This is a genomic window from Spiroplasma endosymbiont of Panorpa germanica, assembly GCF_964019765.1.
Lineage (GTDB): Bacteria > Bacillota_I > Bacilli_A > Mycoplasmatales > Mycoplasmataceae > Spiroplasma_B.
On the sequence record NZ_OZ026461.1, the window covers coordinates 848,046 to 873,895 of the forward strand.

A 25,850-nucleotide genomic window follows, 5' to 3' on the forward strand; every position below is an offset into this window, starting at 1 on the left:
TCTCCTTTTTAAAAATTAATATTCTTCACTACTAATAAATACTTCTCTTGGTTTTGAGCCATTTTGAGGACCAATAATCCCATTCAACTCTAAATCATCAATTATTTTAGCGGCTCTGTTATAACCAATGCTAAAGCGGCGTTGAATTAAAGAAGTTGAAGCCTTTTGAATTTGGATGACATAATCCTTAATTTCTTCATAAAGATCGTCATTTGAACCACCCGAGTAAGTATCGTTATTTTCTTGAATGTTTAAAAAATCGTCATCAAAAATTTGTTGTTGTTGGTTAGAAGCAAAATCAACAATTCTTTCAATTTCTGAATCACTTAAAAAGGCTCCTTGAGCACGGGTTAGGGTTGAACTTCCAGGAGGCATGTATAACAAGTCGCCTCGACCAATTAATTTTTCAGCTCCTGTTGAATCTAAAATTGTTCGTGAATCTATTCCCGAAGACACAGCAAAAGCAATTCGTGTAGGAATGTTTGACTTGATAACCCCAGTTAGAACGTCTGTAGAAGGTCTTTGGGTCGCAACAATTAAATGAATTCCAGCTGCTCGCGCCATTTGAGTTAACCTCATAATACTATCTTCAACATCTTTTTTGTTTGCTGTCATCATTAAGTCAGCCAACTCATCAATTACAATTACATAAAATGGCAAACGACTTTTATCATCAATCACTTTTGAATTATAACCTTCAATATTTTTAACACCAACTTCAGTAAACAAACTATAACGGCGTTCCATTTCATTAATAACTTTTTTTAAAGCACTATTTGCTTCACGCATATCAGTTATTACTGGAGCTAGTAAGTGTGGTAAGTTTGAATAAATTTGTAATTCCACTTTCTTAGGATCGATCATTAAAAATTTAACTTCATGGGGCTTACTGCGTAATAATATCGAGGTAATTATTGTGTTAATCATAACTGATTTACCACTTCCAGTTGAACCAGCCACTAGTAAATGCGGCATTTTATCAAGTTCAGCAAATAATAACTCCCCTGTTACATTTTTACCAATTGCAAATAACAATTTTGAGTTCATTTTTTGAATTGGTGTCTTTTCAATAACCGCTCGTAAAGGCACTAAGCTAGCAACATCATTGGCTAGTTCTATACCAACCAAGGCTTTCCCCTCAATTGGAGCTTCTAGACGGACATTCTGACTTGCTAAAGCTAGTTTTAAGTCGTTTTCCAAAGATATAATACTATTTACTTTGGTTCCTGGAGCTGGTTGTAATTCGAATTTAGTAACTGTTGGTCCAATATTCATATTAACTACCTTAGCATTAACGTTAAATTGTGCTAAAGCATTATTAATTGACTCAGCCTTGGCGTGAGCCATCGCTTCATTTTTACGCAAATCATCTATATTAGTTTTATGTTCGTCCAATAAAGAAATTGGTGGGATTTTATAACCCTTGTTAACGTAAAGTTCTTTTTTAACAATTTTGTTTTTGTCAACTGAGATTTTTGAAAATCCTGATGAGGGGTTGTTTAAGAATCCGTTATTTACAACACGGGTGTTATTTCTTTGTGCAGCAATTTCTGCCATTGGGCTACGAGATTGGTGTTGTTTGGCCAACATTTCATCATAACTTTTTTGTTCGATTTTAGCACTTGAAATAAATTCTTCAATAGTTGATTGACGAGGTTTATTAGAATTTAAGCTTTCCAGACGGTCTTTTTGACTTGGCAAAATTCTGTCTTTATTTTCTTGTGATAAGTGTCCAAATAGTTCAGTGGTTTTACCATTAGCTCCAAATGGGGTGATTTTGGTTTCTTTTTCAAAGATTTCACGAGCTTGATTGGTTGAAATGTTTCCATAAATACTTGATTGAGGAACATCGTATTTTTCAACTTTATAATCGTTTGGTTTATAAATATCCCTTTGAGGTTGTTGGTATCCCTGGTTAACATCGTGAGAGTAAATATTTCTCTGTGAATCTTGATTTGGATTTAAGTTACGTTCAAATTCCTTAAAACTATTGTCATAAAAATCTTCATTAATCTTGTTAATCGGTTTATATCCACGAGCCCCTTTTTGTAAATAACTATCATCAACTTTTTGCATTTGAGTTAAATGATCATCATCTTGGTGAAAATCCAATTGAGTTTTATAAAATCCGTGTCCTTGATTTTGGTATAAATCCTCTTGGCGATGGCGACGAAAACTTGGTAATTCAATTGTAACATCACTTTCCTTGATTGATTCAAGAATCATTCTATCATTAAAACTATCTCCGGGATTAAAATCTAAAACATCCATATAACGACGTTTTGAACTAGAAGCTCGACTACCGCTATTTTTTAATTGTAAAATTCGCAGGCTGCGACCCTTACGCTTGTTTTTTGGTTTAAATAAATAAAACGGGTCTCCTGTAAATATTCACACCAAAGTGATAAAGAACGTGAATGTAGCAATGATAAGACCTCCAAAAATGGTTGTAAATCCTGCAATTGAAGCTAACAGATTACCAAAAATCCCTCCACCCGCTCATAGTGTGAAATAACTTTCTGGTGGAGATATTAATCATGGATTTGAATTTTGATGATTACTTGAAAATACTGAATTTTCTTTTCAATTTGCAAAATAACTTTTCATAACATCAGAAATAATTGATTTTGATCAAAAATCCTTAACCACAAATAATTCTGACTTAGTATCTCAAGCCACGATTAACAAAATAGCTGAAATTAAAAAACATGAAGCCAGGATTGTGCACGTTACCATTAGTAAAAATCTTGGTTTAAATTTGTATTTTATCCCAAAGTAGATTGAAATATCCACTGCAAAAAAGACAAAGTAAATTACGTATTTAAACCACCCGAAAGGCAAAGTAAAAATAACATCGTCAAAAAACTGGCCAACAATTGTTAGTCTAGCGATTGAAACTATGTTAAAAAAGAACAGCAACAAGGCCCCAATAATTCACCCAATTGAATCACCACGGCGCTGTTTTTTGTAGATATTAAAAGCTTTGGTTCGATCATCATTTTGATTTTCAAACTCTTGATCTGTTTCTTTCATTCTAACCCACCTTAATTTGTGTTTATTTATTTAATTATTATACTAAATTAGTGAGGATATTTCAAAGAACCCTTAACGAAAGAAAAATATCTTTTTAAATCTAAAAAGATATTTTTAAATATATGTTAATTGAAATTCTGTATCTGTGTAATGAAGGCTTGAGCTGGTTCCTTTAATGGTAATAGTACCAGTTTCACCATCTTGAGCTTCTATGACTGAGACAATTTCCATGTTTTTTGAATTACAAATTAAATGGTTATTGAATCTTTTTATTCTTTGAAAAATTTCATCTGGTTTTTCAATATCTGCTTTGAAGTCTTTCAAATAAGATTGTAATACCCTATCTTTTAAATCTTTTTTACTATCTTGAAAAGTAACTGCCTCAATAATCATGGTTTTGTCTTCAAAATTTTCGCTTGTAGTTTTAGCAACTATTTGAAAAATAATTGTTTTTCCAATTCCAAAATCAACTTTATCACTGGTGATAACTTCGTGATCTGCATTGTAGTAAATAAATTCAAAGTCTTTTTCCACAATTGGTAAATAAACATCATTTTCCAAAGCTCTAGCAGCATTTCACTCAAATGCTTCTTGTCCTGCTTTAATATCTGAATTTTCTAAAATACCAATATGTGATAATTCTGAAGATGAATAAACCTGTAAATTATTTTTGCTAAAATCCCGATTATGAGTCCTGTCCCCACAGCTAATTACACTAAAAGTGCTAGTTGATGTTAAACCAACTGCTAAAATACTAAATAGTAATTTTTTCATTAGTGAACACCTCCGCTTTTAACATCTTCTAAAATTGCTTTTTTTTGCTCTTCATATCTAATAGCTAAAACATCACGTTCGCGTTGAGTAAGCAAGAATGGTGTTAATTCAACAAAGTTGAATCGGTATTTAGATCCCCCATATGGTGTTAAAGGTTGGGTAAATGGTTTTTTGTATGTCAATTTAACTTGATAACTACCATTTGGCACATAAAGTGGAATTAATAAATAATCACGATATATTAAATTGAATTCAGCCTCTGCATAAGCTTCGTAACGATCTTTTAAGTTATTAGTAATTCTGTCAGCTTCGTTCAATTTAGTTGAATACTCAGCATATCTTTTCATAGTTTCAACTGCTTCTTTACTAGTGCTTAAATATTTATAATCATCATTAAAACTTTTGAAAGTTACTGTGTCTCCTGACTTGTCAAATGTTGCCACTCGATTAGTTCCAGTATAACCTTGTAAATCTCCACCAATGGCATAAGTATTTAAGTAAGTTGATGGGTCTGAGTAATCTGGAGATCATCCTGATACTGCTAAATTTCATCCACCTTTTTTTAGGAGCGTTTGATATTCAGTTACATCAACTGTGACATTTTTAACAATTTCGATTGGATTATTATCAATTGCATTAAATGTATCAACCATGTTTTCAAGATAAATATTTGAAGTTGTTGCTAAGTTACCATTCATTAAAGTTGGGATTTGAACTCTTTCATTTATATCAACTGCTTTTAAGTCTTTTCTGACTTCATCAAATAAAGTATCAATTGTGATATTTGGTTTAGAATCTTTAAATGAATTTTTTAAGTTGTTTTCATTGTGATATAGTGCGTCACTTCCATCAGCTAATAAATCACTAGCCGAACTTGGTTGAGCGGCTGCTTCTGGGTCTGCTAGAGTTTGTGATTCCTTAGTTGTCATCACTTCTTTTTCATATTTATGTTCAATATATGAAGCATAATCGGTTCCATCTTCTTCAACTACGAATTTACGAGCTGTATAAACGTTTCTTAAAAATGAAGAAGTTTTACCACTATCTAGAGCATCAGAGAAATATTTAACAAATAAACTTCTATCTAAATAGTTAGATAGAAGTGCTCTAACTGATTTTGTGGTCATTGCTAAGTTAGCTTTACGAGCTTGTTCATCACGATTTACGTTGGCCATATTCATTGTGTAGTTAAACGTTGTTGGATCTGGAGAAACCTCACTTGTGGCTCCCGAAAAAATTGGGTTCGCAGCATCTTTTCCAACATATTTATTTCATCCCGCTGAGTCAGTTGGAGCAATTACAGCTTCACTTGCATCTCCTGATTCAAATAAAACCCTATTACGACTCACATCAGCATTTTTTAAATATGTATATTGTAAACTGTTAACATGGATATCACTAGCATTTACATAGTTGGGATTTTTTTTCATAACTATTTGTGAAGTTGGTTCATATTTATCAACTAGATAAGCTCCTGAGTATCAAGGAATTCTTCAGTTTCTTCCATAATTGTAATAAGAATCACTTGGTTTATTTTCGTCAATAGCTTTATCTGGAAGTGGTGAAAAGGCTGAATAAGTTACCACTGTATCAAAATATGGCACCCCTTTTGTAAGGTGAACGGTGAATTTTTTGTTATCAGTTTTATCCAATACAATACCTTCAAAATCTTCATACAATTGATCAATATCAAAATCACTGGATGGGGCAATGGCATAGCTACCATCACTTGCTTTCACACCATTCAATTTGCCTTTTAATTCGCTAGCCCCTTTAATAAAGGTTTCTCATAGACCTGCGGTTTCTGAAATACTACGATTATTTAAAACGTAAAAAGCAGCGTTTTTCATATCTTTTCCTTGAATGGTTTCCATTTTAACTCCAGAGGCATCAAATCAATGAGCATCATCTTTGAATCTAAAAGTTCATTCAGTTGAGTCTGCGTTATGCGTTCAACCTTCTTCAACTAAATCACCAACAATTCTTCCATATTGGTCATTTGTTAAAAGAGTTCCTTGCAAGTTATTTAAATAACGTCCATCTTCTGCTTGCATTGTTACTCCAGTCGATCAACTTGTTAATGGGTACAGGTAAGTAAATCTAAAGGTATTAATATCATTTAAACGAGACATTAGTCTACTAGAAGTTATTCCACAACTAGCTACAGAACTAGCTGCTAGAGTAACTGCTGAAAAACTCGCTAGCATTTTTAATTTAAGTCTAAGCATTTGATACCCTCCTTTTATCTTATTTGTTATATTTTCTTATTATAGTGGTTTTTCGGCGATAATACCACTATTTGATATTTAATGTTATAAAAAAATGCCAAACTAATTTGTTTGGTATTTTATTTATTTTTTAATTCTTTATATTCTCGCGAATTAGCCAACACAAAGTGTCCGGGTGTTATTTCCACAAATTCTGGTACGTCAAATATATAATCTGCGTGTACTTCTTCTGGGTTATATTCCACGTGGATCTTAACTTTTTCTTGTTTTGGATCTGGTAGCGGAATTGCTGTTAGTAATGATTTTGTATATGGATGCATTGGATTATTAAATAATTCATTTGCTTCGGCAAGTTCAACAATTTCACCATGGTAAATAACAGCGATTCTATCAGCAATAAATTTAACAACTGATAAGTCATGGGCAACAAAAATGTAAGTTAAATTGAATTTAGCTTGGAATAGTTTTAAAAGATTTAATACCTGTGCTCTAATTGATACATCAAGTGCCGAGATTGGTTCATCTGCAACTACAAATTCAGGACGCATAACCAATGCTCGAGCAATTCCGATTCTTTGTCTTTGACCCCCTGAAAATTCGTGAGGGTATCGAGATAAGTGTTCAGATAAAAGACCGACCTCTTTTAGGATCGAAAGAATTAAGAATTGTTTTACATCCCCATCTTTTACTTTTTCCATTGAAAGCGATTGCTGTCCCTCTTTTAAATTATTGTTGTAAAATTCAACATAATTTGATCGAGCTTCTTCATTCTTGTAAAGTTCAGGGAAGTTCTCTAAACCCTCACCAATAATTTGCCCAACCGCCATTCGGTCATTTAGTGAAGCTGCTGGATCTTGGAAAATCATTTGCATTTTTTTCTTAAATTCTCTTCGAGATTTGCGATTCTGTAAAACGAAGAATTGTGAATTTTTAATAACATCATCAATTGATGGCAGTTTTAAAAACTCTAGAAGCTCAACAATAGCTGAATACTCAATATTTGGTTGCTCATCATTGTTTTTAGCTCATCGATAAGTTTCAATAACTTCCCGATTGGTAATTATTTCATCTTCACTATCTTTAATTGAATCTAAAGCAATTTTGTAGCTTTCTAGCAATCCTTTTTTAGCATCATCAATTTCTTCATCTACACTCAATTTAGAAATTCTTTTTTCAAAAGTATTGATCACTTGATTTTTTGGTGTTTGAATTTCTGCGTTATAAATTTCGATTTGTTTTTTGCGGCTTTTTTGCGAACTTGATAAAGCAACATTCATCTTTTGGTTATCTGAGATTGTTAAGAATATTTTAGAAGCCTGACGACATCCTAAAGTTACTTCTTTTAAAACAGTGAATAGTTCGTTGAAAAAGTCAGTTAAAGAATTGTAGTATCCTTTAATTCTGAAATTGCGACGAATTTTTTCAATTTTTAAAATATTTTCATAAACTTGGTTATTTAATGTTTTGGTTTGCAAAATTAAATCTAAAGTATCGTTTTGCTTTTTCATAATTGATAGTTCAAGTTCTTTGTCAATTTCAGGAATATATTCACTTAGATTATCAATAAATCTTAGTAAACGTTTTTGTAATTTGATTGCGCTAATTAAAGATTTCAAATTATCATTGATTAACATTTTAACTAATTCAAATTGTTTAGCGCTATAATCACTGGTACTAATTTTTTTATAAAAGTTGGTTCCATCTTTAAGAATATAGTTTTGATTACTAAATTCTCTGATTTCATTGGTTTTAATATTGTAGTTTTTGTTTTCAACATATTTGTAGTAAGTTTGCTTAGCGTATTTCAAGTAGTTATTTAAAGCCACAATTGAGCTATTAATATTTAATTGCATATTGTTGATTTTAAACAGAATTTTTTTATTCATTGAATTTAAGTTTGGCAATTTTCCACCAATAACGTTATTCTCTAAATAAACTGTTCCATCATGAATTGGTTGAATACCCATTATAGCTCTTCCGATTGTGGTTTTACCACTTCCTGATTCACCAACTAATCCTAAAGTTTCACCTTTAAGAACATCAAAGTTAACTCCTTTAATTGCTTTAAAGGTTTTACCTTTAGCTCTAAATTGAACTTCAAGGTCGCGAACCATTACAAAAGGTTCTTTTTGATTTGATTTCATAAATTATTCACCAACCTTTGCATCACTGACAGCTTGGGAAAGCATGTCTAATTGTTTTGGTCTTTGAACTTTTGGAGATCTTGGATCTAACAACCAAGTTTTAGCATAATGGTTTTCATTAACTTTAAACATTGGTGGCTCATGAACGTAATCAACTTTCATTGCGTATTTATTTCTTGGAGCAAATGCATCACCTTTAATATTTGAAAATAATGATGGCGGCGTTCCTGGAATTGAAAATAAGTCTTCCCCTTTAATTCCCAGTTGAGGAAGTGAAGATAAAAGCGATCATGTATATGGATGTTGTGGATTAAAGAATATATCGTCAACAGTTCCGTGCTCAATAATTTGACCAGCGTACATTACAGCTACGCGGTCTGCAACATTGGCAACTACACCCAAATCATGGGTAATAAAGATTGTTGTGAAACCATACTCTTTTTGTAATTCTTTAATTAATTCTAAAATTTGTGATTGAATAGTTACATCCAAAGCAGTTGTGGGTTCATCACAGATTAAAATTTTAGGGCGACAAGCCAGAGCGATTGCAATAACAACTCTTTGTCTCATTCCCCCAGAATAGCGTCCCGGAATATCTTTGAAACGTTTTTCTGGATTAGGAATTCCAACTTTACCTAAAATTTTGATAGCTTCGGCTTTAGATTCTGCTCTTGACATATTGTGGTGTTTTCTTAGTACTTCGGTAATTTGAAATCCAACTGATAACAATGGGTTTAAACTAGTCATCGGATCTTGGAAAACAGTCGCAATAGTAGCGCCACGTAATTTAGTAATTTCTTTATTAGCCTTCACTTGAGCTATAAAATTTGGAGCTCAAATATTTTTTCAATTTTTAATTAAGGTGCTGAATTCTAATTCGTTAATGGTTCCCTTTTCCTTAATCACTTCGTTAAAATTTTTCAACTCTTGTTCAAATTCACTTAAAAATTCTCTTTTTGAAAAATACTCATCGATTTTTAAAAAATCAGCTTCTGAAATTGCACCTGGATTATTATAATACTTTTTAATCAAATCAACATTTCTTTTTAAATTAAATTTACGAGCTAATGAAGGTGTTTTAAATTTTTCAATATCGGCTTTGGCAAAATTAATCTCGTTGCCTAGTTTTTCCAACTTTTGTTCACGATATCCTGGAGTTGAAGCAGTCTTGTAAATATCTTCGTATTGTTCAATTTTTTCAATAATCGGAATTGATTTAGTAATTCCTCGATTTGATTTTGAGAATTCATACTTAGCCTTATTTGCTTTTAATTGGTCGTTTAGTGTTTTCAAAATCTCTTCAACTTCTTTTGGATCAAGAGCGTTGATTTTTTCAATTAAACTTGATTTTTGCTTAATGATATTTTTATTCTGTTTGATGATACCTTTTGTAGTAGTTTTGTCTAATAATGTTTTATGCAAGCTTAAAAGATTTGTCTCATCTTTGAAATAAGAGTTTTCATCTTCAATTGATTTTTTTGTTGGGAAGTAAGTGATTGAACCATTACTTACCCATCCATTTTCTTCAAGCATATTGGTTAAAGTTTTTGTCATAACAGACTTACCACTTCCAGATTCCCCAACAATTGCAACAGTTTCACCATCATAAATGTCAAAAGAAACATTACGAATTGCTGTTAAAGTTTTTGAACGGACACGAAACTTAACTATTAAATCTTTTATTGAAATTATCTTTTCCATTCTATTACTTCCTTTCTTTTAACGATGGTTTTTAGGATCTAGAGAATCGGCAAATACACGACCCACTAAGAATACTATAATTGATATACCTGCTATCATTGCTACGGGAATTATTATTAAGTGTGGGAAATCTTGTCAAGCACTATTAGCTAATACTTCATTTAAGATTTTCCCTAATGATGTGTTTTCTCTTCCTTTAATGAAACCAAAGTTGAAGTAATTCAGAGTTGAATCAATGGCTATGGCTCCTGGAATTGAAAATGATGCTGTTTGAATAATAATTGGTAAAATTTTTGGCATAATGTTACGTCCAATAATTTTATATCCTGGGGTTGCTAGAGTTCTTGAAGCGATATTATATTCAGTATTTTTCACCAAGATGATTTGTATTCGAATAATTTCAGCCATCCCGATTCAACTAACAATTGAAACCGCAAAAACTATGACGATTCAAGATTGTCCAAAAGCAAAAATGATAATTAACCATAAAATTAATGTTGGAACCAAACTCATGAAACGAGTTATCTCAATAAATAAAATATCTAAACGACGATAGTACCCTCAGATTGAGCCAATCACAACTCCTAAAATAATTTGAATTACTGAAATTGTAACAGCAAAAATTAAAGTGGTTCTAGTTCCGATTCAAATTTTATTTCAAAAATCTTCTCCTTGGATTCCTAATCCAAATCAGTGATCTCAAGAAGGATCTTTTTGAGTGATATCTCAAGTGATATCTCCAGGTTTAGGAACGGCTATTTTTCCAATTGGAACAATCGCTGCTAATAGAATAATAACCAGTAGAACTGCAGAACATACAAGAAAAATTCAGTTCTTGCATAAAATTGATCCGACAGTTTTTCAATAACTATATGGTTTTGATGTAATTCTCTCGTTTTCTTCATTTTGAGGTCCGATTATTTGGAAAAGATCTTGATCGATTTTTTCAATATCAAAATCTTCTGTAGAACTTTTGTCGATTTTTTGATCTGGCATTTTAAGACCTCCTTTTTTTTATTTAGTTAATTTAATACGTGGATCTAATGAAGCCATAATTATATCTGCAATTAGAGTTGTTATTATACCCACTGAGGCTGAGAAAACTATGTATCCCATAACTACAAATGAGTCTTTAGCAGCTACTCCTGAAACAATGAATTTACTCATTCCTGGAATTGCTCAATTCTGTTCGGTAAAAATACTTGAACCAAAAATGGTTCCCACAAATGCGGCTGGTAAAGTTCTAAAAATTCTGATTCCAGCATTTCTGAAAATATGAATGTTAAAAACGTAAGTATTTGTTAATCCTTTTGAAAGCGCGAATTTAGTATAGTCCGCTGTCATTTCATCGATTACATACCTTCTTGTTGATATTATGATTGGTGGCATAATCATTAACACAAGAGTTAATGTTGGCCAAAATTTGGTGTCGAATGTGCCTGAACTAAATAGTCCGTGCGCCCCAAAGACATTAATAGATATTAGATAAATTCCAACCACAAATACTACTGGGGGAATTGCTGTAAAAACTATGCTGGCTGTATTAATTGAATTATCCAAAGCTTTCTCTTTGCTTTTAGCTGAAAGAATTCCAAGCGGCACTCCGATTCCATATGAGAAAACCATCGCCACAGTTCCAAAAGCAAATGAGTAAGGAATAGCTTCGGCAAATACACTTGTTACGGTTTTTCCTGGCTCTGAAACTCCAGTTGAGAAAACTTCTCCTAAGTAGAATCATTTAATTACTTTATCTCCAGTTAAAACAATTTCTCCTGAAGGTAAGATACTTGCAGTTCCGTTAACAATAACTTCCTTTGGAATAAATGGGATAATGTTTAAAATATAGTTTCAAAGTTGAGTTAAAAGCGGACCATCCACTTTAAACATCGCTTTTCGCATTGCAAGCAAACGATAGTACTCATCATCTCCATATGAGATTCCTAATTTGTTATAGTCAATATTTCCCATATAAACTTCATCGGGGGTTTGTAATCTTAGCATAATAAATACAACACAAACAGCTAATAGCAAAGTAATTAAAGCGAACAGAATTCTTCTTAAAGAATATCCGATTAAAGGAAAACGCTCCCAAAATTCGTCGGTATTACTTTTAGCACTTGAAAGGCTGAATTTCATCTTTGTTCAGATAGAAGATTTGGTGTGCATAATTTCATCATCAAGACAGAAATTATTTGACTCTAAATCGAAATCGATTTTCTTTTTTTCTTCCATTGAAAATACCCCTCTCTTTAATATTAATTATTACTTTATAAATTTAAAAAATTACATTTATTTACATATATTTACATATATTTATTAATATAACATATAATAAATTATAAGTGAAATTATTTTAAATAAAATTTAAAGGGGGGGTTAAAATGAGTCAAAAAGAGAAAAAGAAAAGTTCTTTTAAGCAACTAAAGGAATTAAAAGCTGATCAAAAAGAGATACATAATAAAGAAGTTGACGAGGTAATTAAGGATACTTACTATAGCGAAGATACTTTAAATAAAAAGGCTAAATATCGTTATAATAAATCACTGCGCTGATATGAAGTTTTAATTGCAACCGTTATTTCTGGTATTTTATTAATGATTGCATTTTTAGTTGATGTTTATGCTATGCCGGGAAAATACTTCGCTTCAACCATGACAACAATTCTTATTGTTTTTGGTTTAGTGGTTTGATTGGTTCTAGGTTGAATAAAAAATCGACAAGCAGCCAAACATTACAACGACGCTCGCAGAAGATACCTACCCACTTTATCTGATGAGGAAGCTTGAATTGCTAAAATCAGAAAATTAATGTTAATATTTGTAATAGTTCAAGTTATTGGTGCGGGATTTTCATTCTTATTATAAAAAACAACAGATTTTAATCTGTTGTTTTTTGTCTAGAATTATATCGTCTAGGTTCAAATACTGAACCTGTGATTTCGTTAATTATTACTAAAACAATTGGTTGTTTACCTGTGTCTTGTTTGACAATACTTCTCATTTTAGAAATGATTTCACGTTTGATCATATTTAAGTCAAAGCTTTCAGGTTTTTTCTTAAAGTCTTCTTTTGCTTTATCTAAAATATCCACAACGTTTTTTTGCATTAGTTTAAAGATTGGGTTGTCATCATTGATATAGATTACTCCACGCATTTGAATGTCAATTAAACTTGTCAATTCTTTATCATTTTCATTCAAATTGGCCCCAACAATAATAACCCCATCAGTCGCTAATTGTTTTCTTTCGTTTAAAACGACAGCTCCAATATCTCCAACTCCAGTACCATCAACATAAATGTCTCCAGTTTTAATTTCCTCTTTTGAGAAAACCAATTTTCCTGACTGGCTAATTGTTAAAACTCTTCCATTATCCATTAAACCAACATTTTCAGGTTTAACACCAGCTTCAACAGCTGCTTGCTCAGCTTGAAGGAAGTCCTTATAAAGCGCTTTAACTGGTATAAAGAATTTAGGATTCATAATTTTGGTCATTAACTTAATATCTTCAAAACTGGCATGCATTGCTCAAATGTTTTTTTCACTTAGAACAACTAATTTGGCATTTGTTCGAGCCAATTCATCAAGAATTTGAGCATGACGCATTTCAACTCCAGGGGCTGGTGGGGTTGCTAAAATAATAATATCTTTTTCTGTGAACTCAATAACAGTATCGTTTCCAGTAGCTATTTTGGCTAGACGCGAGTAAAGCAAGTCTCCTGTTCCAGTTACTAAAAGAATTCCATTATCTGATTCCATAAAATCATTAATTGAGAAAATGTTTTCCTCGGAAATATTCAATTTGTTTTTGATAATTGGTGATTCTAAAATAGTTGCCAATGATCTTCCATAAATCGCCATTTTACGATTATTTTTAATAGCTTCTCGAGCTATTTCTGAAAATTTGAAAATATCTTCTTCAAAAATTCCAATAATTAATCTAGCTTTTTCCTTCATTGGACCAGCAATTTTAGCTTCAATTTTATGATTTGGCACTGTGTAAGCTTTTCTTGAAGCACATTCTGCGTCACTAATTAAAGCTAAAACCCCATTTTCTGAAATTTTATTTAGATGGTGAATATCTGTTGAAAAGTATGATTGTTCTTTTCCATCAATTATATAATCCCCAATGTAAACAATGGCTCCTTGATCGGTTTTGATAGCAAAACCAAATGACTCAGGAAAGCTTGATGTTGTTCTAAAAACTTCAACTTCTAATTTTCCTACTTTTATTATTTCTTTATCTTTCACGATTTTAAAGTTGTTTTCACGATTTTTCAAGCGGAATTTTTGAGTTTTATATTTCAATACTAATGTTGTTAATTCATTACAATAAACTGGAACATCCACTTCGCGTAAAATATAATTAATAGAACCCGCATTATAAGCAGCTGGATTTGAAATAAAAACCCCTTTTACTTTATGTTTATTATTTTTGATAAATTCAAGATTAGGAATTACTATATCAATTCCAAGAATTCCCTTTTCGGGAAATTTAATACCTGAATCAAAGATGAATAGTTCATCATCCACATCAACGATAAATAAATTTTTACCGCGCTCGTCTTGACCTCCTAGGGCCATAAATTTAATTACTGACATTTTTTTCTCCTCTATTATAAAGACTGGCTTTACGAAATAAAAACTTTGCTCGTTTTTAACTATTATTTTTATTTAATTACTCGCAATTGCATTTAAGACTTAGTTTTCTATATTATATCTCATTTTGGATTTAAATACCCACAATATATTTGAAATTTAATATTTATTGTCATTCAAATAATGGGGTAAAATACAAGTGGAGGTTAATTATGAAATCAATGACATTTAACGAATATATCAAAGTGCAAGATCAAGCCCGCACAATCGATGTGAGGACTAACAGTGAGGTTAAAACCCTACTAAATTTTAGTTGGGCAGAAAATATTTATGTTGAGGACTTAATCAGAAATTATAAGAGCTATTTTCCTGATAAAAACGAGTTAATAATTACAGTTTGCAACGCTGGGAATCGAAGTGGCCAAGCTGCCCAATTTCTTGAAGAAGTTGGTTATTCCAACGCTTTTGTTTTAACCGGAGGAATTTATAATTACTTTAGAAACAAAAAATAATCAGTTTTACTGATTATTTTTTTAATGGCTCAACAATATTTTCTAAAGTATTTTTGAAATACTTAGTTGTATTGTTAGCTCAAATTTGGTTTGGAGTTGAATACTTATCCAACTTAGACAAAATGTCATTTTTTTGTTTTATAAAATCTGTATCATTGGCAATATTATTGTCGTTAACAATCTCAACATGACTGTTGTAAATGGCTTTGTAAACCAACAGGTCAAAGTTTTTCTTTTCATAATCTTGTAAAAATTTATTATTTCTAAACAGGTAGAAGTAACGCATCATTTTTTCATTATCTGAATCACCCTTGCTTGTTGCAAAGGGTGAATTTCAACCCGAAAGTTCTTTAATATCTTCTAAAGCAACCTTGTAATCACTTTGATATTCTTCAGAATTAATATAATTTTCCAAGTTATCAACATACAATTTCAAAGCGCTAATTGTTAAATTACTTGGCTCAAATCCATTTGTTGGATCTACAAAGTCTTGATATTGTTCTCCATCAGGAATTACATCAACTCCTAAATCGTCTTCTGGCAAAACTGGTTTACTTGGTTTTGGATGAGATGGCTTGATTGGATTGGGAATCGAAATTTCAGGTTTTTCCGGAATTATATTTCCGCCTTTATTTGGTATTCCAAATGTACAAGAAACCACCGAAGCGGGTGCCCCAGCGATTACAGATACCCCAGATAAAATAATCAATAGTTTTTTCATCTCAATCACTCCTTTTATATATAAGTATATTATAACCTTTTAGCGGGCTAACTTTAAGTATTTTTCAAAAGTCTTTTAGTTTTAAGTACGAAAGTTGTGAAATTATAGTCTCTTAAGGATAGAATAATTTTTTCATCCAATTCCTCAGCTTTAATTCCCATTTTCTTCAATCTTCTAAAATCCACTAGACTTTTAGAATACAGATTTAAGCTACATTGTAGGTCAACGCTTTCAATCGCTTCAACATTATCTAGACCACCCAAAGATTCTAAAATATTATCGTACTTAAAAATATGTTTTTCAAAAGTTTTGTCTTTTTTGTTTTTATTAAAATTGGTGTAAAAACCCTTTCTAATAAAGATATACATAATACTTCAAATCGCAATAATTACAGCGATAATTAAAATAACTAATCAGATAATCAACATTACTTGTGTCCATCCTTAATAAAAATATCTCTTAAAAGTTGAATTTTGGTTGGTGGATTTGTAACTGTACTAATGATTTTTACTTTGCTTGGAATCAGACTTATTTCTAGTTGACCTTTTTTTATATTTATCTTTTTTGTATCAACAATTAAAGAATGAGCCGAGCTTTCAATCTTCAGTTTAATTATTACATCCTTACTCAATATAATTGGGGATTGCACTGAATGATAAGTATTATTATTAACTGCCCCAATTTCGGTCATTTGCATCAACGCCAACTTTTCAACAAAAATAGCTCCTGAGTTTGATTTATTAAAACCTGTTGAACCATTATTTGTTGCCACACAAATTCCTGTTCCTTTAAAAACTTGCAGAAATTCATCATTTAGCGAGACAAAAATATCTCTAGCTCTCAAATCACTCACCACTTTAATTTCGTTAACAGCTAAAAAAGCATCATTATCAACTTTGCACAAGAGTACATCAAAACTATTAGTTTCAAAATTTCCTCGCTTAATGACATTGATTATGGTTTCTTCTTCTTTGAGATTGTTGTGATTTGTGTAAAACCCAATACCCCCACTTTTGAAAGGGACAAAAAGAATCTTATCAAGATTATTGTTATATTTTTCAACAGCTCTTAAAAAAGTTCCATCTCCCCCGATTATAAAAACAAAATCGGGATTTTTTAAATCCTCAGTTCAACCCTTTTGCAAGTGGATTTTCTCTAATTTTTTGGCAATAGTTTGACTTTCGTTGTAATCATTTTTTATGATAGCGTATTTTTTCATTGTAAACCGACCTTTTGATAATTTTAACAAAAAAATGGCTTAATTTGAATTTAATAAATAATCTTAGTGAAAATAATCTATAATTTTATTAATAGGAAATGGTGAACTATGGAAAAGAAAAGATTAATTTCAGGAATTACAAGTACTGGGAAAATGACACTAGGTAATTACCTAGGTGCAATGCAACAATTTGTGGAATTACAAGACAAATACGAGATGATGGTTTTTGTCGCAAATTTACACGCAATAGTTTTACCAATTGAAGCTAAGGTGCTTAAAGAAAACATCAAGAGCATGGTGGCACTTTATTTCGCTTGTGGATTAGATCCAAATAAAGCTACTGTCTTTCTGCAAAGTGATGTTTTAGAAGTTACTAACTTAGCTTGAATTTTATCTTGTAATTCAACAATTGGAGAACTTGAGAGAATGACTCAATTTAAAGATAAGTCGACAAAAGTCCGTGCTGATAATAAAACTAACTTTATTCCCACTGGTTTGTTAACTTATCCAACATTGATGGCTGCAGACATTCTAATTTATGACGCACAAGCTGTACCTGTTGGTAAAGATCAAAAACAACATATTGAACTTACCAGGAATTTAGCAGAACGTATGAATAATAAATTTGGAGATATGTTTACTATTCCAGAGCCAATTATAAGAGAAAACGGGGCTAAAATTATGGATTTGCAAGAGCCAAGCAAGAAGATGTCAAAGTCATCTTTAAATCCTAAATCTTATATCGGTCTATTAGATGATTTAAAACAAGTCGAAAATAAAATTAAAGCCGCAATTACTGATAGTGAAAACGTTATTAGATTTGATCCAGTAAATAAGCCAGGGGTTAGCAATTTAATGACAATTTATAGTTGCATTACTAAAAAAACTCATTCACAAATCGAAAAGCAATTTGAGAGCAAAAATTATGGGGAATTCAAAAACGAAATTGCCCTGGTTGTAGTTGAACTATTAAGTGGAATTCAAGAGAAATATCAAAAATTCTACAACTCCAACGAAGTTGATGAATGGCTCCAAAATGGAGCTGTCAAAGCAAGAGAACTTGCTCGCAGAAAACTTGAAAAAGTTGAATGAAAAGTCGGATTAAAATATAAAAAATAAAACCTTACGGTTTTATTTTTTATATCAAAAATTTAAACTGACTGTCTTGACCTTTTTTGGGAACATAGTCCTGGACTAATGAAATTGAATTAGCGGAATTAAAGTCTGTTGATAAAAATAATCTCAATCCTCAATTTATTTCACTAATTATTTTATTCTTTTCCGTGGCGTAAATATTACCCTTGTCATCAACATAGAAACTACCGTGATTTTTTAAACTCATTTGATTTAAGTTAAATGAGGGTTGAATTCCAAATTTATCAAGCTCTTTGATGGCTTCTTGGCAATCACTTGAACCTAAAATCGCTCCAAATAATTCATCATAGCTGTAATTTTTTGATAGTTCAATACTTTCGGGTTTATTAATTAACATAAACACATTATCACTCTCAGATTTTTTAGAAAATAAAGCGTTAAAGAAATTAGCAACCGCTTCGAGCAAATTCTCTTGGTAGTTTGTTGATTTAGCTTCCTGAGAAAAGATGGTTGACATTTCTGGTAAAACAAATTGATCACTACCTGCACTTACAATGACATTACTTACATTCATCCTTCCAAAGGCAATGGTTTCATCTTCTTTTGGTGATCAACTTTTTTCATCAAATAGGGTACCAAATTTTTGGCTTACATTTTTTTTAAAATTATCAAAACCAAATAGTTGATTTTTGCCTTCGCTTTCTGCCCCCATTTTTTCATAAAATTCTTTTAGCTTTTTACCGCTAGCCTCTCCACCTTTTAAAATTGCTCTTAATTCTGCTCTTTGAGTCTTACTGTGAACTAATCTTTGTGATAAACTATTGTAATTAAAAGGGTTTGTTGTGAATATAAAATTTTCGTTTACTGCGTCCAATTTAGTTTTAAAATCTGATTTTAATCCGCTATGAAAATTATCTGATCAAAATCTAGGATTAGTAACATCACTTTTAAAAACCAAATCGGCCTTATTAAGTGAGGATAAGGTTTTAGCATATTGTTTTGACAAAGCATCTGCTGTTGTTTTACCTTCTGAGTTGAAAACTACAATTGATTCATCAAATTCTATTCAATCTGTTTTTTCACCAAGACCTGATTCTTCTAAATAGTTAAAACTAAAAAATAAATTAAAAGTTACTAGAAAGGAATCTGTTTTCTTTTCAATAGCAGTTCCATCTACAGAGAAATTTATTTGTGTATTTTCTCTATCAGGTTTAATTAGTCGGTAATCAATTTTAGAATTAATGTCTCGGATGATATTTTCTCTAATATCGTTAATATTTATTATCTTACTTAAGTCTGATAATAGAAGCTTATCAAAATCTGTTTTCTCATCTACTTGGCTAAGAAAATTATAGTTTAGAAAATTAAACTCCTGTTCTTCATCATTATCATCGCTGATAATGATGTATTTTTGTGATAAAGTGTTTAAACCTTTTGAAATTAAATAGGTTTCGATTTCACTTTTGTACATTTGGGTTAAATAATGGTAATCCGCTGAGGGAAAATCTAGTCAACTATCTGATTTCTGATTACTTCCACATGATATAACCGAAGTTATAGGAAACGCTGAAAGCGACAAACTAGATAAAACTAACAATAACTTTTTCATTTTTCTCCCCCTACTGATGAAATTCTTCATCATATAATCATTTTACTTTGCGAATTTTCTCAATTCGCTTTGCTGCATTAGGCTTTTTTCTAAAAATCAAACACCCTTGATGAATTGCGATTAAATTATCTGACTGAAATAGCTCAGGTTGTTTTGTATTTATTAAGTCAACTGTTCAGTATAAAATATCTGCTGTTTTATCCGTGTAATAGTTTTCTTTTAACATATGAAACTTGCAGATATAACACATTTTTATTTTATTTGGATCGACATTTTCTAGTGAAATCGCCTTTTCTCAAGCCAAATTAAGTTCTAAGGTGTTAAACTCAACTTCATTACCTGTAATTTTTGCCATTTTTCTTTCCTTTAATTGATTATTAGGTTTAGACCTTAAAATAATTATACCTTGTTTGAATCAAATTAAAAAGGGACATAGTAACTTATTTACCGCTGGATTTGAAAACATTAAGGGAATTTAGATGAAAAATCATGTGAAAATCATTTTGTTAAAAGTTTTACTAAATAAACTATGTTTGTACAAATATTGTATGTGTTTTTAATGTTTAGGTTAGACTTTAAAAATTAAAAAATTTAAAATATTCCTGTATGATGTTAAATATTTTTCAAAGTTCAAATAATTTACTTTTTCACTGGAAAACAATACAAACTTTAAGAACTTAAAAAGTTTCATACACTTGCCTTCAGTACTGGGACTTGAGATGATGATATAGTTAATAATTTTTAAAAAATAGGTTTAACTAAAAGGGTTATCTTGGTTTAAACAAGTAGTGATTTTGCTAGTGCTTTTCAAAAAATACTAATTAAAAAATCCGAAATCTCTGCATATTAAAAAAACCAAAAACAATTTATCGATATAAAAAATTGTGAGTCGGTTATTTAGTGGTCTTTGCTAAATACTATTTCACTACTTTAATTGACATTAAAGCAGCTTTTAATTTTTTTTTAATTTCTTCAAGATAATTCAGAACTCAATCCGGGTTTTTATTTTTTTTGTATATTTATTTACTTTTTCCACGTTTCAACATCCTGTAATAAACAAATGTTTATTTTATATTCTCTAACTCTGATTTCAAAAGCTATTCTACTCATTTCAAAATTTAGTCTATTTTCTAGTTGTTCTTAGTTTTTACATTCGATTACTATCATTTATAATTTTTAGTTTATTCAAAGTTTTTCTTAGAAAATATTAAATATTAAATAGGAAATTTGAAAAGAAGAAATATTCCCGTTTTGTTATTTTCACAAATCAGAACTTACATTGCGATAATAAAAACTATTTTTATCTTGAAGATACTCTTAATTATCTAACAATTATTTAATCGCAAAACCTTACAACAATGGATCATCTTCTACAATTCATGCATAAGGCAGGAACGCCTCAAACATTGCAGTTTTAAAAATAGTAGCGACTTCACCAATAAAATTATTTAGAGCTTGGTTGTAGTCGTATTGTTTAACAGCTTTTCCCTTAGTTTTACAACTAACAACATAAATTGTGTGGGCACCACCATTAACGAAGTTGCAAGTATTTGCAGTAATTTTAAATTTTCAATCTCCTATTTTAAATATTAACAATTATACCTTTAAGGGTACTTTATTTGAATCTGGTTTTATTCTTATAAAAAACAAAAAACTAGCTGTGATTTAATAACAGTTTCTCAAATGAAGGTTTTAGAGATAATATGTGTGACCAATAAATTATTTGAACTCCAGTTCCAGAGACTTTTACTCCCAACGCTTTTGCTGATTTTAGTTTTGGTTCATCCACCAAAACTGCATTAAATAAAGTTGCTCGTAACAGAGCTTCACAGTTCTCAAGACATTCAATGTTGACATCTTTTACTAAACCATCAATAACGTTTCTAAGTGGTGTGATATCATGGACGTGGATTTGAACAGATTTCGAACCAGTACTTTTAATAAAGTCTTATGAAGCTTTGCTTGGATCTTAAAATTCAAAGATGAGTAAGTTTTGAAATTAATTAAAAAATCGACTCAAAAAGTCGATTTTAGTCAAATTATTACAGTGGTTATTTTCTCCATTCTAAAACGAAGTATGATCAATAGTTTTGTGATAGTCCAATCGTCTTCATGCCCTGTTTAAGTTGTATTACCCTATTTTCATCATCATTTTTATTTGTATAAAAGTATGTTGTTTTATCAACTACACCGTTATAAGAAAATAGATATGTTTTTAATTCGACTCTATTTGTTGGCTTTCCTCAACTTGTATCTCCAAAATGAGTTCGACGTTCCTTTGTGCTATTATGACGGCCATGTTGTATGTAACTTGGGAACTCCCCGGTATCAATCATTTCAAACTTTTGAACCATTCCTAATTCTTCTAAAAACACATTAGCTTCAGGGACATCAAAAAAATATTCTTCATCGCCTGGTTTAAACCAAATTCGAAATTTCGAGATTTGTTTTCAACCTTTTGGAATGCTGATGTAATGGGCTTGGTCATCAGGAGATTCTTTAAGTTCTCTTCCTTCCATGTGGTAGAATTTTTGTTGATAATCAAATGAATCACTTATAAATTTTTCATAATAGCTTCTAGTACTACTATAGCTGGTTTTTTGACGAATAAATAAAACTCTTTCAGAAAAATCATAGGTTTGTCCCTCCATTACGAAAGACAAATTTTTTAACTCAGCTCCGTAAGAAGCAATTGTTAACTTATCTTCATCATCTTTAATTTCAAATTTTGATTTATAAGTTGATAGCAATGTTTGAATAACCCTATTATCTGCTATGTTATTTTCTAGATTATATTGATTAATAGATCTTGAAATTCCAGAATCCTTTTTAATTTTTTCATCTAAAAAACTTTTTTCAGCAACGTTATCTATAACCGGTCTTATTCAATCACCAGTGTCATCATTGGAAGCGTTTCTTAAGAATTTATCTTTATCCTCACCGTTATAAATCATTGCTTTGTGCGAAGTAAGATAACGCTCCTTAAACTGAGCAATTCGAGCTTCAGTTTTATATCGACTTGCATTTTCTACAGTGTTAGAATTTACAACCAAGGATAATTCGCTTGTGTTAATTTTTTGAACATTTGAATTACTTGTAGCAAATATTGCCAGTTCCTGAGTTAGGTTGCTTTTCAAATCTGCACTTGAACTAATTTTGTCTGCAATAGCTCCTTGTTCACCTTTGTCACTGACAAAAGAATATTTATTGGCTAATGTTTCGTTAATTAATTTATCATAGCCCTCAGAAATATCTTTAGCTTTGTCAGCTAAAGATTTTGCAGCAAAAATATTCATAGTAGCTGTTGTTGCAATCTCTTGCAATCCTTTTTCTCCTGAAATTTCTTTGTAGGTAATTAAACTTGTAAATTTAATAGCCAATGATAAATTCTTGTCTTTTTTGTAAATCTCGATTGATTTTATATCAATTCCATTTTTTAATGGGGTTGAAGAATCCATTGTTACTAAATTATAGTTAATATTGTTGCTAACTTCTTGTGCTAATTTTTGATTAATTTTCTCTGTTGGAATAATGTTGTAAATACCAGCACTTACCTTGCGATAATAAAAACTATTTTTATCTTGGAGATGCTCTTCATTATCCAACAATTCTTGAATCGTAAAGCCTTCCAACAATGGATCATCTTCTGCAATTCATGCATAAGGCAGGAAAGCCTCAAACATTGCAGTTTTAAAAATAGCAGTAACTTCACCAATAAAATTATTTAAAGCTTGGTTATAGTCATATTGTTTAACATCTTTTTCTTTGGTTTTACAACTAACAGCATAAATTGGTGTGGGCACCACCATTAACGAAGCTGCAAGTATTTGTAACAATTTTTTCATTTTAAATCTCCTATTTTACATATTAATAATTATACCTTTAATGAGGCTTTATTTCAATCTGGTTTAATTCTTATAAAAACAAAATCAGTTGTGATTTACTTCCAATTTTTCAAATGCATGTTTCAGATATTATATGGGTAAGCAATAAATTACTTGAACTCCAGTTCCAGCAACTTTTAATCACGATGCTTTTGTTGATTTTAGTTTTGGTTCATCCACTGAAATTGCATTACATAAAGTTGCTTGTAACAGAGTTTCACAGTTTTCAAGACATTTAATGTTGACATCCTTTACTAAACCATCGACAATGTTTCTCAGTAGTGTGATGTCATAACCATCCATTTAATCACATTTTGAACCAGTAGTTTCAATAAATCCTTCTGATACTTTGCTTGGATCTTTAACTTCAATAAATAGTGGATTTGCAACTTAATTAAAAAATCGACTCAAAAAGTCGATTTTAGTTAATTTTTTAGAATGACTAATCTGTATATTCTATAATAAAGTATGATGGGTAATATATTGCTGATTTCATCGTCTTTGAACCTTTCTCCAGAGCTATTACCATATTAAGATCATCATTTTTATTGGTATAAAAATTTGTAGTTCTATCTACCGCACCGTTATAAGAAAATAGATATGTTTTTAATTCAACTCGATTTGTTGGCTTCCCTCAATTAGTATCTCCAAAATGAGCTCGACGTTCAATTGTGGTATTTTTATCAGTATGTTGTAGGTAAGAGGGGAACTCGCCAGTATCAATCATTTCGAACTTTGAAAACAATCCTAATTCTTCCAAAAACTCATTAGCTCCTTGAAGATCAAAAAGCATTTGTTCACCACCTGGTATAAACCAATTCCATTTATTTGATTTTAATCCTTTTTTTCAGGATCTTGGAAGAATTATAAGATGTCGCTGTTCATCAGGAGATTCTTTAAATTCTACATCTTCCATGTGATAGAATTTTTGTTGATAGTCAAATGAATCACTTATAAATTTTTCATAATAGCTTCTAGTACTACTATAGCTGGTTTTTTGACGAATAAATAAAACTCTTTCAGAAAAATCATAGGTTTGTCCCTCCATTACGAAAGACAAATTTTTTAACTCAGCTCCGTAAGAAGCAATTGTTAACTTATCTTCATCATCTTTAATTTCAAATTTTGATTTATAAGTTGATAGCAATGTTTGAATAACCCTATTATCTGCAATGTTATTTTCTAGATTGTATTGATTAATAGATCTTGAAATTCCAGAATCCTTTTTAATTTTTTCATCTAAAAAACTTTTTTCAGCAACGTTATCTATAACCGGTCTTATTCAATCACCAGTGTCATCATCGGATGCGTTTCTTAAAAATTTATCTTTATCCTCACCGTTATAAATCATTGCTTTGTTCAAAGTAAGATTACGCTCTTCAAACTGAGCAATTCGAGCTTCAGTTTTATATCGACTTGCATTTTCTACAGTGCTAGAATTTACAACCAAGGATAATTCGTTTGTGTTAATTTTTTGAATATTTGAATTACTTGTAGCAAATATTACCAGTTCCTGAGTTAGATCGCTTTTCAACTCTGCACTTGAACTAATTTTGTCTGCTATAGCACCTTGTTCACCTTTGTTGCTGATAAAAGAATACTTATTGGCTAATGTTTCATTAATTAATTTATCATAGCCCTCAGAAATATCTTTAGCTTTGTCAGCTAAAGATTTTGCAGCAAAAATATTCATAGTAGCTGTTGTTTCAATTTCTTGCAATCCTTTTTCGCCCGTAATTTCTTTGTAGGTAATTAAACTTGTAAGTCGAATAGCCAATGATAAATTCTTGTCTTTTTTATAAAGCTCGATTGATTTTATATCAATTCCATTTTTTAATGGGGTTGAAGAATCCATTGTTACTAAATTATAGTTAATATTGTTGCTAACTTCTTGTGCTAATTTCTGATTAATTTTCTCTGTTGGAATAATGTTGTAAATACCAGCACTTACCTTGCGATAATAAAAACTATTTTTATCTTGGAGATGCTCTTCATTATCCAACAATTCTTGAATCGTAAAGCCTTCCAACAATGGATCATCTTCCGCAATTCATGCATAAGGCAGGAAAGCCTCAAACATTGCAGTTTTAAAAATAGCAGTAACTTCACCAATAAAATTATTTAAAGCTTGGTTATAGTCATATTGTTTAACATCTTTTTCTTTGGTTTTACAACTAACAGCATAAATTGGCGTGGGCACCACCATTAACGAAGCTGCAAGTATTTGTAACAATTTTTTCATTTAAAATCTCCTATTTTACATATTAATAATTATACCTTTAATGAGGCTTTATTTCAATCTGGTTTAATTCTTAGAAAAACAAAATCAGTTGT

20 protein-coding genes are annotated in these 25,850 nt (G+C 30.8%); 3 read left to right on the forward strand and 17 right to left on the reverse strand.

The annotated features are described in order from the left end of the window. Nucleotides 1-15: 15 nt before the first annotated feature. The 7 genes from AACK87_RS03925 to oppB form a co-directional block, all read right to left on the reverse strand. Nucleotides 16-3,033 carry a DNA translocase FtsK gene (locus tag AACK87_RS03925; protein ID WP_338971828.1) on the reverse strand — a complete coding sequence of 1,006 codons (3,018 nt, stop codon included), beginning with the start codon at nt 3,031-3,033 and terminating at the stop codon, nt 16-18. A 114-nt stretch (nt 3,034-3,147) separates the two neighbouring features. Continuing rightward, complete coding sequence (locus tag AACK87_RS03930) at nt 3,148-3,807, reverse strand: hypothetical protein (protein WP_338971831.1); 660 nt, start codon at nt 3,805-3,807, stop codon at nt 3,148-3,150. After that, nucleotides 3,807-6,035, reverse strand: coding sequence for an ABC transporter substrate-binding protein (locus tag AACK87_RS03935; RefSeq protein WP_338971833.1), 2,229 nt, complete (start codon nt 6,033-6,035; stop codon nt 3,807-3,809). Before AACK87_RS03935 ends, AACK87_RS03930 begins: the two co-directional genes overlap by 1 nt. A 119-nt stretch (nt 6,036-6,154) precedes the next feature. Further along, complete coding sequence (gene oppF / locus AACK87_RS03940; RefSeq protein ID WP_338971835.1) at nt 6,155-8,179, reverse strand: oligopeptide ABC transporter ATP-binding protein OppF; 2,025 nt, start codon at nt 8,177-8,179, stop codon at nt 6,155-6,157. Between the two features lie 3 nt (nt 8,180-8,182). After that, nucleotides 8,183-9,880, reverse strand: a complete 1,698-nt coding sequence (oppD, locus tag AACK87_RS03945) for an oligopeptide ABC transporter ATP-binding protein OppD (RefSeq protein WP_338971838.1) — start codon at nt 9,878-9,880, stop codon at nt 8,183-8,185. A gap of 18 nt (nt 9,881-9,898) precedes the next feature. Then, entirely contained in the window at nt 9,899-10,876 is a 978-nt protein-coding gene (gene oppC / locus AACK87_RS03950) for an oligopeptide ABC transporter permease OppC (RefSeq protein WP_338971841.1), read from the reverse strand. An 18-nt stretch (nt 10,877-10,894) separates the two neighbouring features. Then, nucleotides 10,895-12,112: an oligopeptide ABC transporter permease OppB gene (oppB, locus tag AACK87_RS03955; RefSeq protein WP_338971843.1), complete on the reverse strand. Its 1,218-nt coding sequence runs from the start codon at nt 12,110-12,112 to the stop codon at nt 10,895-10,897. A 149-nt stretch (nt 12,113-12,261) separates the two neighbouring features. Here oppB and AACK87_RS03960 point away from each other — a divergent pair, with 149 nt between their 5' ends. Further along, a complete protein-coding gene (locus AACK87_RS03960) occupies nt 12,262-12,744 on the forward strand; it encodes a hypothetical protein (protein ID WP_338971845.1) in 483 nt (160 codons plus the stop codon). A gap of 13 nt (nt 12,745-12,757) precedes the next feature. Here AACK87_RS03960 and AACK87_RS03965 read toward each other — a convergent pair whose 3' ends face one another. Next, nucleotides 12,758-14,479 (reverse strand): ribonuclease J, encoded by a 1,722-nt coding sequence (locus AACK87_RS03965; RefSeq protein ID WP_338971848.1) that lies wholly within the window; start codon nt 14,477-14,479, stop codon nt 12,758-12,760. Between the two features lie 209 nt (nt 14,480-14,688). On the opposite strand from AACK87_RS03965, the gene AACK87_RS03970 reads away from it, so the two are divergent. After that, on the forward strand, nt 14,689-14,988 hold the full coding sequence (locus tag AACK87_RS03970) for a rhodanese-like domain-containing protein (RefSeq protein ID WP_338971850.1): 300 nt from the start codon (nt 14,689-14,691) through the stop codon (nt 14,986-14,988). A gap of 13 nt (nt 14,989-15,001) precedes the next feature. Here the strand turns inward: AACK87_RS03970 and AACK87_RS03975 are convergent, their stop codons facing one another. Genes AACK87_RS03975 through AACK87_RS03985 form a run of 3 tightly spaced genes read right to left on the reverse strand, consistent with a single transcriptional unit; the run spans nt 15,002 to nt 16,928 of the window. Further along, nucleotides 15,002-15,709 (reverse strand): hypothetical protein, encoded by a 708-nt coding sequence (locus AACK87_RS03975; protein WP_338971852.1) that lies wholly within the window; start codon nt 15,707-15,709, stop codon nt 15,002-15,004. Nucleotides 15,710-15,762: 53 nt separating this feature from the next. After that, entirely contained in the window at nt 15,763-16,137 is a 375-nt protein-coding gene (locus tag AACK87_RS03980; RefSeq protein ID WP_338971855.1) for a hypothetical protein, read from the reverse strand. Then, nucleotides 16,137-16,928 carry a hypothetical protein gene (locus tag AACK87_RS03985; RefSeq protein ID WP_338971857.1) on the reverse strand — a complete coding sequence of 264 codons (792 nt, stop codon included), beginning with the start codon at nt 16,926-16,928 and terminating at the stop codon, nt 16,137-16,139. The genes AACK87_RS03980 and AACK87_RS03985 overlap by 1 nt, the downstream gene beginning before the upstream one ends. Nucleotides 16,929-17,036: 108 nt before the next feature. Between AACK87_RS03985 and trpS the strand changes: the two genes are divergently transcribed. Then, entirely contained in the window at nt 17,037-18,047 is a 1,011-nt protein-coding gene (gene trpS / locus AACK87_RS03990) for a tryptophan--tRNA ligase (RefSeq protein WP_338971858.1), read from the forward strand. Nucleotides 18,048-18,066: 19 nt separating this feature from the next. Here the strand turns inward: trpS and AACK87_RS03995 are convergent, their stop codons facing one another. From AACK87_RS03995 to AACK87_RS04020, 6 genes are all read right to left on the reverse strand, one after another. After that, nucleotides 18,067-19,632, reverse strand: a complete 1,566-nt coding sequence (locus AACK87_RS03995) for a hypothetical protein (protein ID WP_338971860.1) — start codon at nt 19,630-19,632, stop codon at nt 18,067-18,069. A gap of 10 nt (nt 19,633-19,642) precedes the next feature. Then, a complete protein-coding gene (locus AACK87_RS04000; protein WP_338971862.1) occupies nt 19,643-19,987 on the reverse strand; it encodes a hypothetical protein in 345 nt (114 codons plus the stop codon). A gap of 995 nt (nt 19,988-20,982) precedes the next feature. Further along, nucleotides 20,983-21,228 (reverse strand): hypothetical protein, encoded by a 246-nt coding sequence (locus AACK87_RS04005; protein ID WP_338971865.1) that lies wholly within the window; start codon nt 21,226-21,228, stop codon nt 20,983-20,985. Nucleotides 21,229-21,683: 455 nt separating this feature from the next. After that, nucleotides 21,684-23,477: a hypothetical protein gene (locus AACK87_RS04010; RefSeq protein ID WP_338971868.1), complete on the reverse strand. Its 1,794-nt coding sequence runs from the start codon at nt 23,475-23,477 to the stop codon at nt 21,684-21,686. A 129-nt stretch (nt 23,478-23,606) separates the two neighbouring features. Beyond that, nucleotides 23,607-23,819 (reverse strand): hypothetical protein, encoded by a 213-nt coding sequence (locus AACK87_RS04015; protein WP_338971871.1) that lies wholly within the window; start codon nt 23,817-23,819, stop codon nt 23,607-23,609. A 139-nt stretch (nt 23,820-23,958) separates the two neighbouring features. After that, nucleotides 23,959-25,758 (reverse strand): hypothetical protein, encoded by a 1,800-nt coding sequence (locus AACK87_RS04020; RefSeq protein ID WP_338971874.1) that lies wholly within the window; start codon nt 25,756-25,758, stop codon nt 23,959-23,961. Nucleotides 25,759-25,850: the final 92 nt, after the last annotated feature.